This window comes from Shimia gijangensis, from assembly GCF_900142085.1.
Classification (GTDB): domain Bacteria; phylum Pseudomonadota; class Alphaproteobacteria; order Rhodobacterales; family Rhodobacteraceae; genus Shimia; species Shimia gijangensis.
This window is the reverse complement of record NZ_FQZQ01000027.1, coordinates 43,316-53,760: the sequence shown is the minus strand read 5'-3', so window position 1 is coordinate 53,760 and position 10,445 is coordinate 43,316. Positions and strand designations below refer to the sequence as shown.

At 53.4% G+C, this 10,445-nt stretch carries 6 protein-coding genes; 3 read left to right on the top strand and 3 right to left on the bottom strand.

What is annotated here, in order from left to right:
• Positions 1-833 precede the first annotated feature (833 nt).
• Positions 834-1,175, top strand: a complete 342-nt coding sequence (locus tag BUC32_RS17835) for a hypothetical protein (RefSeq protein WP_073256209.1) — start codon at positions 834-836, stop codon at positions 1,173-1,175.
• A gap of 1,570 nt (positions 1,176-2,745) precedes the next feature.
• Here the strand turns inward: BUC32_RS17835 and aguB are convergent.
• The 3 genes from aguB to BUC32_RS17815 form a co-directional block, all read right to left on the bottom strand.
• Complete coding sequence (gene aguB, locus BUC32_RS17825; protein WP_073256207.1) at positions 2,746-3,621, bottom strand: N-carbamoylputrescine amidase; 876 nt, start codon at positions 3,619-3,621, stop codon at positions 2,746-2,748.
• Positions 3,622-4,041: 420 nt separating this feature from the next.
• A complete protein-coding gene (locus BUC32_RS17820; RefSeq protein ID WP_073256205.1) occupies positions 4,042-4,707 on the bottom strand; it encodes a TetR/AcrR family transcriptional regulator in 666 nt (221 codons plus the stop codon).
• A gap of 151 nt (positions 4,708-4,858) precedes the next feature.
• Positions 4,859-6,505: an ABC transporter substrate-binding protein gene (locus BUC32_RS17815; RefSeq protein WP_073256202.1), complete on the bottom strand. Its 1,647-nt coding sequence runs from the start codon at positions 6,503-6,505 to the stop codon at positions 4,859-4,861.
• Positions 6,506-6,746: 241 nt separating this feature from the next.
• Between BUC32_RS17815 and BUC32_RS17810 the strand changes: the two genes are divergently transcribed.
• Positions 6,747-8,729, top strand: a complete 1,983-nt coding sequence (locus BUC32_RS17810) for an oxidoreductase (protein ID WP_073256199.1) — start codon at positions 6,747-6,749, stop codon at positions 8,727-8,729.
• Positions 8,726-10,279 carry a trimethylamine methyltransferase family protein gene (locus tag BUC32_RS17805; RefSeq protein WP_073256196.1) on the top strand — a complete coding sequence of 518 codons (1,554 nt, stop codon included), beginning with the start codon at positions 8,726-8,728 and terminating at the stop codon, positions 10,277-10,279. The genes BUC32_RS17810 and BUC32_RS17805 overlap by 4 nt, the downstream gene beginning before the upstream one ends.
• The last annotated feature ends 166 nt before the right edge of the window (positions 10,280-10,445 follow it).

Here is a 10,445-nt window from a genome sequence, read left to right as displayed (position 1 = left end):
CCGCTGCTCTTGCTGAGTGGCGCGGTCTCTGCACGGCATAAAGGGCAGTAACTTTGTCCTAGTGGAGACGAGTTCGAATTTGTCTGACAGCACGTAGTTACATAAAATAAAACAACAAAAACAATAATATAAAGTTTAGTACGGAAATTTATCCACCCTTGAGGCCACCCTAAATCTTTCCTTGATTGATACCGTGTCTTCTGAGCTTCAGCAATCATTGAGGGGACACCTCTTCTTGTCGTCACGCTGATACTTGAAGGCTGAAGCATTGCCATTCCCAAACATGCGCCGTGGCTGGTTGGGTTTGACCCGATGGCGAAGGATCTCGCCGCATTCTCGCATGGCTGGAGTATTCTCTGATGAATATCGCGGTTGGAGCTCGCAAATTCGCGTCAAGTCTTCCCACATCGCCACTCACCGCAAGATTGGTTTAGGTCAAGGCAACTATGGCCCACAGATGCATCAATGTGTTTTCGTGATTGGAATGTGTTTTCGTGATTGGGGAGTGAATTTCGGCTCTGAGAGGTCGAGCGGCTTCATGCTCTTACCCAATCGCGTAATTTGAAAGGCGCGTTTTCAGAATGGCAGACCAGTTACGATCGATCTCATATACCGCACCCTTGATTTCGAACATCCGGCAAATTTTGATGGGCTTGAAGTGTCTGACGTCAGCGCTTATGGGTCCAAATAGAGTGATTTGATAAGAGAGTGTTCTTGGCTCAGAGGCACTCGAGATTTGGGGCAAACTGACCGTTCAGCAGGCATGGCTGGATGAGGCAGAACTCAAAGCAAAGAAGGCTCGGGCAAGGCAAAGAAATGTGGCGGACGTCCAGATGACGGAGAAAGCGGAGCGGCTTTTCGAAGTGCTAAAACGCGAACTCCAATCGGTTTGCCCCGATGCGGTCGTCATCCCGGAAGAACGTTCGATCAGCTACCACGATCCTGACTTCTTTCTCGAAGTCATTCCACGAAAGTACGGGCTCGGAATCCTGATCGATTTGGAGTTTGCGCGTAGCGCGGAGATATCGGAACACCTCGAGGATGCAAGTCAATGGACCTTCATTATGTATGCCGCGTTTTCGGGAGGCACCTATTGTAAGGTCGAGAAAGAACAAGAAATCATGTCGATCCTACCGGCTGTGAGGCTGGCGCATGCCAGAGGAGCTGCAGGGTAAACAATGGGGGTCTCAGAGTAAGGCCGATGAGCTCAGAGTTGTCGCAATTCGACTTTTTGACGGACCCACGTTTCGTTGAAACTGTCAAAAAGAGACGCCGCATCCCAATTTTGGCGCGGGCGTTCCCGAGGATAATTCGGATCTATGGAGTAAGGATTTGAACAAACACCTTGGAGCTCTTTCCCAGAAAACTCATGAACCGCAGGTTCTCAGCACTTTCGCCTTTTGGCTCATAGTGGACCTGTCACGGTTTGATGCCGCCCCTTTGATAGCATTTATTGCACCAAAGGAGACGAACTATGAGACTGAAACGGACGGACGAATTTCGACGGGATACGGTGCGGATCGCGCTGACCAGTGGGCTGACGCGTAAGCAGGTGGCTGATGATACTGAGAAGAGAAGCTTGTGAAAGCCAAGGCGAACGCATTAACCTTTGGGGGGCAGTGAGTAACGAAGGAGAAGTGCTGCTGAGCAGCCGCTTGAGGCATGTATCCACACTGCGGGTCCTTCTGAGGCATCGGGGATCGAGGGTAACGCGCCACCTCGACAGATTTGCAGATAACTTATAGGTTGTGCCGTAACATTGACGCGTAATGGTTTTTTCACGTTTTCCGACCGGGTTTGACCGGAAAGGACCAATGCACCGGTCGTGGTTTTTATCATGTTTACAATTATTTAAGCTACAGGACCGACAGGACCGAAGAAATAGACTTTAGAGAAATAAGTAGGGAAGGGCTCCACTGCTTCGATTTCCGTGGATGTCGCAAGCGATCACCAAGAAGGAAAGCAGTGTTTCTTCGGTCATGCCGGTCCGAACGATCTAACGTGTTGTTCTGTAGCAGTAAAATCGCGACTGACACAAATGTTGCGCCGGTCGTTCCGGCCCGGGCCATGTTTGCCTATCAAACACCTGTCCAATTGACCTCAACAGCTCTCCTTGCTGCCAACGATCCCATATTTCAACGCCCAGTTCAGCTGATGGAAAAATCTACGACGAGGCTTCATTCAAAACACTTGATCCCATTTTACGGATTGATGTTTCGCACCCAACTGTTGCGACAAACAGTCCATTGCAGACTTAGGTGCCCGCCCGCAGCCAAAGGCGGGTAAGAGATGATACTGTTGAAAAACTCGGAAATCCGGGAAGCTCGGGTTTTCCGCGAACGGGTGATCAATCGAAAAGTCCATCACCGACATCGGTGACGAGCGCTGAGAAGCCCTCCGGCGGCAAGCATCAGGTTTTGGCCGACCCCTCAGCCAAAAAATCCTACCGGGCTTGTACAGGTAACTTTTGACTCGAATTTGTGCAAATTCGGAGTTTTTCAACAGCATCAGATCAAAGCAGACGTCAATTCCAAACGCAGCATTTGGTGCTTTGGGCGGAAACCGGACGTTCGCTGCAATGTTCGCAAGTGACTGCTATGCGGGACGAAGCTGCCGTTCACAACGATTGCACGAATGGCAGCAAGCAGCCCACATAAGACGTTTGGGCCTAATAAAGAAGCTTATAGCTGCTCACTTTCCAGAAATTGCCCGCAGCATTTGTGATCTGCAAACTGACCCGCGCTACTAGTTTTTCGGTTCCGTGCCCTCGAGGCTTAGTATCTTGCGGTACGTAGAAGGACGTCTATCGCGAAACAGATTCCATCCCAGTCGATATTTGGTCGCCGCGCCAAAATCGATCTCCTGAACCAGTACTTCAGAAATGTCCTCAGAGGCCGTTTGTACCAGCTGACCCTTGTGATCACAAATGAAGGATGACCCGAAAAATCGCAGTCCGTTCGTTTCACCCTGCTCTGATCCGATACGGTTCGAGGCCACAACCGGGATAATGTTGGCCGCCGCATGTCCCTGCATCACCGTCTGCCAATGCGCCAAGGCATGGGTATCAGTTCGGTTGGGCGATGATCCGATGGCTGTGGGGTAAAGGATAAGATCAGCCCCTTGAAGGGCCATAATCCGAGCGGCTTCGGGAAACCATTGGTCCCAGCAAATCAGTGTTCCGATTCGGCCAAACCGGGTGTCAAACACGCGAAAGCCCGTATCGCCGGGGTTGAAATAGAACTTTTCCGAATAGCCTGGTCCATCGGGGATGTGTGTTTTTCGATATGTACCCAGTATGGAGCCATCTGCATCTATCATCACGACCGAGTTGAACAGGGCATTGTTGGCCCTTTCGAAAATGCTGATAGGCAGAACGATGCCAAGCTCCGCCGCCAGCGACCGCCCCCACTGAACCGCAGGGTTTTTCGAAATGGGCGTCGCAAGCTCGAGGAACTCGTACTTCTCATCCACGCAAAAGTACGGCGTTTCAAAAAGCTCTTGCAAAAGCACAACCTGCGCGCCCTGTGCGGCGGCTTCGCGCACCATTTCCTCGGCTCGTGTGAGGTTGGCGGCACGATCCCAGGAACAGGCCATCTGGGTGGCTGCGACTTTGATCTTCATCCTTAATTCTCCTTGATTCAGCACAGGTTTAAGGTGCCTTGAGGTTTGGTGAGCAATCTCATCCTGCTAGTCCGGCTTGATTGTTGCTAGATGATCGGCGGGTGATCCATCTGAATACCAGGAATCATTGATTGCCAGCGGAGTTGCCCAAATCTGGGAAAAATTTTGCCCCACTTTTTTGAGCTGAGATGCTCGTGGTAGTGGTGTCCAGAATTACGACGAGAGTTGCACATGCCGATCTCATTTAGAGACGCGTATTTCTCCAAAAACGTGAATCTTGCACGCATTGTTCTTCTGCCTTCGCTATTCGGTGTCGTGCCGCGATCTGGAAGAAATCCGTGCTGATCACAGCGAGCACGTTGTTCATTCTACGCTAAACCGGTGGGACGTTAGATAAGGGAATTGTGCAGCTCCTTGCCTTTAGGTCTCGTCGGGAAGCCTGCCAAAGTGTTTTGGAAAATGGCTTGCCAGTAGCTCGTTGAGCGACTCCACGCATTGCTCAGGGCTGATAGTGTCCGGTCGCAACATGAGGCCCATCCATAGCCCGTCACAGGACGCAAGCAGGGATCGCGCAGTTCTGTGTGGATCCATCCAGTCATATCCTCCTTCTTCGATCAACACGGCGCACCCGTCACGCAACACACCTAGGACCGCCGCTTCATAGCGCCGGGTAATGTCCAGATAGGTTTCGCGCGCAGCGGCTTCGCCAAAGAATGCAAACCAAACGCGCAGTTTCTTTGGGTCACAAATCTCAGGACGAAAGTAGGTCCCAAGCAGGTTTTGGACCTTGTCAGCCGCATTTCCGTTCTCACCTCCGGCTTCGTTTGCTTTGCGCCAGGCCTGATTGAACTCTTCTCGAACGTATTTCAACGTTTCGACAAGCATGTTGTCCTTGGATTGGAACTGAAGGTTAATAACAGCGGGGCTGAGCTCGGCTTTCTTGGACACGAGCGAGACAGTAGCGCGTGAAAGCCCAACTTCGGCGATCACATCAATCGTGGCCTCAATCAGTTGCTTGCGACGGTACTCAGTCGGCATCTGCCGCCACTGTCGGCCGTCGTCAGGTTGATGCTTTGCCAATGTCATTGTGTCTCCAAGAATTTCAGCTGCCCATATTGGGGCAAAAAGGGCCAAATGACACGACTAAAGACTACTTATAAGTAGTTAATAGACAAGATTGTGGGCTTTGAACAGAGTAAGGCCCGGCTCCGAAGAGCCGAGCGCAATCAGAACACCGTCATGCCTGATTCAGCCAAGCATCCTCCAAGTGCATTTCGAAGGATTGGTGCATTCCCACATTCATCACCTCGGGTCTGTGATGCATGTAAAGAGAACGCCAATAAGGCTGAATGAGGTGCCCTGAGTCGCGCAAAATGCTCTGTACATCAAACATGATTTCTCGACGTTTTTCCGCGTCTGGAGTTGCCATAGCCTGCTTCAGTTTCGCGTCAAATTCTGCGCTTCGGAAGCCGGTTTCGTTCCACGCGGCATCTGAAAGGTAGGCTAACGCGAGCACTTGAACTCCCAGTGGGCGGTGGTTCCAGTTGGTGACGGAGAAAGCATATTTCTTCCAATCGTTCCAGAACGTGGATCCGGGCACAACTTTTCGTTTGATGTTGATACCAGCGTCGCGAAGCTGTCCGGCAACGGCATCTCCCGTAGTGCGACGATACCCGTCCTCCAACGACGTCAGCTCAAACTCGTAGTCTGAAACTCCGGCCTCGGCCAGCAATGCGTGTGCTCCTTCCACATTGCGCTCTTGTTTCGGTAGCTCGGCGTATTCTGGGTGAATCGGGCAAACATGGTGGTTTTCGGCAACGGTTCCGGCACCGTCATAACCCAACTCTAAAACCACATTGTTGTCGACGGCCATCTGAATCGCCCGACGCACTCTTACGTCGCCAAAAGGTTCCGCGTCTGCATGCATACGCACAACAACCGTAGCGGCAGTTGTCGCTTCAGATTTCGTCAAACCTAACGCATCAAGGATTACCGCGTGCGAGGCAACGGTATTGTAATTCATGTGAATCTCTTCGGCCTCAAACGCAGCCACTTCTGCCGTGGGATCTGTGCCGAAATCAAGAAACTCTACGGCATCAAGCAAAGCCTCCCCACCCCACCATGAGGACCCCGAGCGACGCACAAACCTAGCTGATTCTCCTACGACATAGCTTTCCAGCTCAAACGCGCCAACTCCGACGGCGCCATTCGCCAAACCGCCTTCGGGCTTAAAGTCTCGATGAACGATCAAAGCAGGGTAGTCTGACATCCCAGGAATGATGGTGATATCTGACGACGGCAAATTCAAACGCACGGTGTAATCATCGAGCTTTTCGATTGCTCCGGCTCGTGCTTTCCCCGTTTCTGCGTCGACCAAAGACGACATGCGCGACGCCATTGAATTGCCGGGGACTTCGCTGTCACACCACTGCGTAAGGTTGAATACAACATCGTCTGCATTAAACTCATCTCCGTTGCTCCAGTAGACACCCTTGCGAAGGTGTAGTGTGTACACCGAAGCATCGTCGTTGACGGTCCAGCTTTCCAGAAGGCGCCCTTCGAACGTGAAGTCTCGGGTGTATCGTACCAAATTATCGAGAATGAGGCGCGCTGCATTGCCTTGCTCTGAGCCGTCAAAAGTTCGAGGATCTCGCAAGTCCATTACCGTCATTGAGACCTTTAGAGTGCCACCCTTTTTTGCCCCTTCAATGGACGCTTGGGCCGGTCTGGCCGCTCCGATCATTCCGTAAGCGGCAGCGGTGCCAACTCCAAAAGCGCTTGCCAGCGCCAAAAACTCTCGTCTGTCGTAATTTCCCGCACTGACTCTCTTAGCCAGTTTGTTCAACACGCCTTTCTTCGGCGTTTTCCAATTCGCTAACTTCATTTTTCCTCCAAAGGTTCTGTCACGCTCGCCTAATCTCGGCTTCATCCTTCAACCTCGACAACTTCACGATCCGGAATAATTATGTCAATAAATAAATGATTATTTATTTTAGTTGCTCTTTTGAAGCATTTTTGCCAAACCTCGATCAAGACGATGAGGAAACCCGAAAGTGAAACTCCATGAAACCCAAGACAGTGCCCCCCTCGCGTGGTGAGCGCTCTTCGTTTAGAAAGGATGACTGATGGCTGCGTCGCTTTTTTGCCCCCTGAAGATCCGGAACGTGGAAATCCGCAACCGCATCCTGTCAACCGGGCACCAGTCTTTCCTGGCCGTAGATGGCAGAATTGGTGATGCGCTTATTGCCTATCACGAGGCCCGTGCAAAAGGCGGAGCCGGACTCATCATCGTTGAATCTGCACGGTTTCACGAATCAAGCATAAGCGCGGCACCCGAAGTCCATGCTCATACAGATGCTGCAATCGACGGCTATCGGCTGCTGGCACAACGCGTCCACGCCCATGGCGCAAAACTGTTCGGACAACTTTCACATTCTGGTCGATGCAGCCAGCTGCGCACAGACGGTGTTCGAGGCGTCGTCTATGCTCCTTCCTCGATACCGGACAACCGGTTTCACACGATGCCACGCGCTATGCCAACGGCGATGGTTCAGGATATCATCGAAAGCTGTGGCGAAGGAGCACGGCGCATGGCAGAGGCCGGGCTTGATGGGGTTGAAATTCTGGTCAGCCACGGGCTCCTCTTTGCCCAATTTATCAATCCTCAAACGAACCGACGCGATGATGAATTCGGGGGTAGTTTTGAGAACCGCATGCGCCCTCTGACGGCTGCACTCGAACTATGCCGCAATGCCTTTGGTCAGGATCGCGTCGTTGGAATCCGCATTTCCGCAGAAGAGCATGAAACCGATGGTATGGATGCCGATCTGGTTCTGGACGTCTGCCGGTATCTGGCTCGGAACAACTTCGTCGACTACATAAACACCACCACCGGCTCGATGGCCGGGCCCGGTGGATCGATCCATGTTGTTCCGCCAATGGAACTGACCCATGCCTATGTCGCGCCAAAGGCCGCTGCGATCAGAGCCGAGGTGAACGTGCCGGTCTTTGTCGCCGGGCGGATCAATCAGCCGCAAGAGGCCGAGCTCGTCCTTGCCAAAGGACAAGCAGATATGTGCGGGATGACCCGCGCGATGATCGCCGACCCCGACATGCCGAACAAGGCCCGTAACGGGCAGTTCGACGATATTCGCGCCTGCATAGCTTGCAATCAGGGGTGCATCGGCCACTTCCATCAGGGCGCGTCAATCACCTGTATTCAGAACCCGGTATCCGGGCGGGAAACCCGGCTGGCCCCTGCTTCGCCTACTTTAGCCCTCAAAAGGGTTCTTATTGTCGGAGGAGGCCCGGCAGGAATGAAAGCCGCCGTCACGGCACGCTCTGCTGGGCATGAGGTAATTCTCTGCGAAGCATCAACGCAATTGGGCGGACAGGCAAATTTGGCGGCCCAGCTACCTGGTCGAGCCGAATTTGGCGGGTTGGTCAGCAATCTCGCAAGGGAGCTTGATCAGCTAGACGTCGAAATCCGCCTGAAAACGAAGGTCACTCCAGATTACGTGCGCCAGATCGCGCCAGACGCTGTGATACTGGCGACAGGATCGGTCCCCTTTACACCGGACGTCGATGGGCTGGGCGAAATTCACTGCACCTCAGCGCATGAAGTTCTGGGTGGCGAGTCCGGTCTAGGAAAAAAAGTCGTTGTCGCAGATTGGCGGTGCGATTGGATTGGGATCGGGGTTGCACTGCGCCTTGCCCAAAACGGGCACGACGTGCAACTCGCAGTTAATGGGCTGCATGCAGGGCAAAATTTACAACCCTATCAACGGGATGTTCTTGTGGGTCAGATGCATCAGGCTGGCGTATCAATTCTCGCGAATGCCAGACTTTTTGGGGCGGATGCCGATACTGTGTACCTTCAGCACACCATCACAGGTGATGCCATTTTATGTGACTCGGTCGATACGCTGGTGCTCGCTTATGGAACCCGCCCCGAGATCCTTCTCGAGAGTCAGTTGGCGGATTCCGGCATTGCGATCCTGCTGGCTGGTGACTGCCTGTCGCCGCGCACTGCTGAAGAGGCAATCCTTGAAGGTATGCGCGCAGCTCTCTCACTCGATACCAATTCTTCCCTGGAGAAATCATCATGACCGAAGCCCTTCAAGCCCGCCGCAGTCGCCGTGGTACATCTGGCCGCATGGCCCGAGTGGCACAGCGCGCCTCCCCTGTTGTCAAAAGATCGCCTCACGGTCCACAAGCAGGCGCCTATCGTCCGCTTACGGATACTCAGGTCCAAACCGTGCTGGATACGGCCTTTCGCATTTTGGAATCCGTGGGCATGGGCATGATCGGTGATTTGCCCCCCGCCGCAAAACAAATGTTAGAAAATGGCGCCCGCCTAAGTGATGCCGGGCGAATTCTGATCCCCCGTTCAATGGTCGAAGACGCCATTGCCGCCACGCCAAAGTCATGGACGTTACACGGCCAGGAACCCGATAGAACCATCGAAATTGCGGCCGGAAAACCCCACTTTGGCACCGCTGGCGGGGCCGTCATGATCCTGGATTCTGAAACAGGATCCTATCGGGAAACCTGTCTTCAGGACGTCTATGACATGGCTCGGCTTGTTGACACACTGCCCAATATTCATTGGTGCTACCGCTCTCCCGTGGCGCGTGATATCGAAGATGACTATCTGCAAGACATCAATACCGCCTATGCTCTGCTCAAGGGGACGACACTGCCCTTTGGGCTGTCGATGTCATCTGTTGAGTCTGTGCGTGCAGTAGCGCAAATGTGCGACATAGCCTTGGGGCGCGAAGGTCAGTTTCTCGAGACACCAATCGCACATACGGTTCAGGGTGCAGGCGTTCCGCCGCTGCGCTTTGCTTATGAACGCTGCATTATCAAGGAAGAAGCGATCCGTCAGGGCTTTCCGATCATGATCGCGTCGGCGACACAAGCCGGGGCCACCTCGCCGGCGCCTTTGGCCGGATCCGTCGCGCAGAGCACCGCCGAAGCTTTGGCCGGTATCGTATACGCCAACACCGTCAAAAAAGGCTGCCCTTTGACCTTCGCCGCCTGGCCGTTTGTGGCCGATTTGCGCACCGGGGCAATGTCAGGTGGCTCCGGTGAGCAAAGTGTTCTGGCGGCGGCGGTCGCCCAGATCGCTTGCCACCTTGGTATCCCGGCAAGCGTTCCCGCGGGCATGACGGATTCGAAAATCCCGGATGCACAATCAGGTTTTGAGAAAGGTGTCACTGTGGCCCTGGCCGGTCACGCCGGGGCGGCCATGATCCACGAAAGCGCAGGCATGCACGCCAGCCTAATGGGGTGCTCGCTGGAAAGCTATGTGATCGACAACGACATGCTGGGCAACATTCTGCGTACCATCCGGGGTGTCGAGGTTTCGGACAGCCTCCTGTCCTTTGACACTATTGCGGACGTCAATATCGATGGCGAGGGTCACTATCTGGGAGAGGCGCAGACCCTTGAAGTCATGGAAAGCGAATACGTTTATCCCGCACTCAGTGATCGCCAAACCATTTCCGAATGGGAAGAGCAGGGAGAGTTGAGCATCCTTGACCGGGCGCGATCTTACACTCGCAGCATTCTCGAAACCCACCACCCGACACATTTGAATGCCGAAAAAGATGCCGTCATTCGAGAGGCGTTTGATATTCGGTTAAATCAAGTATGATGGCCTTTGAGATAGCAGAACCTTAAAAACACAGTTCAGAGACTGTCCGGTGGATGTGTGGCCGACTTGCCGTTCACCGGACGACAGGGGCGGCGATAGGCTATTAGCTCTCTTGAACCTTACATAGCCGGACGAAACATTTTCCACATCACAGACTTCGGTGAAG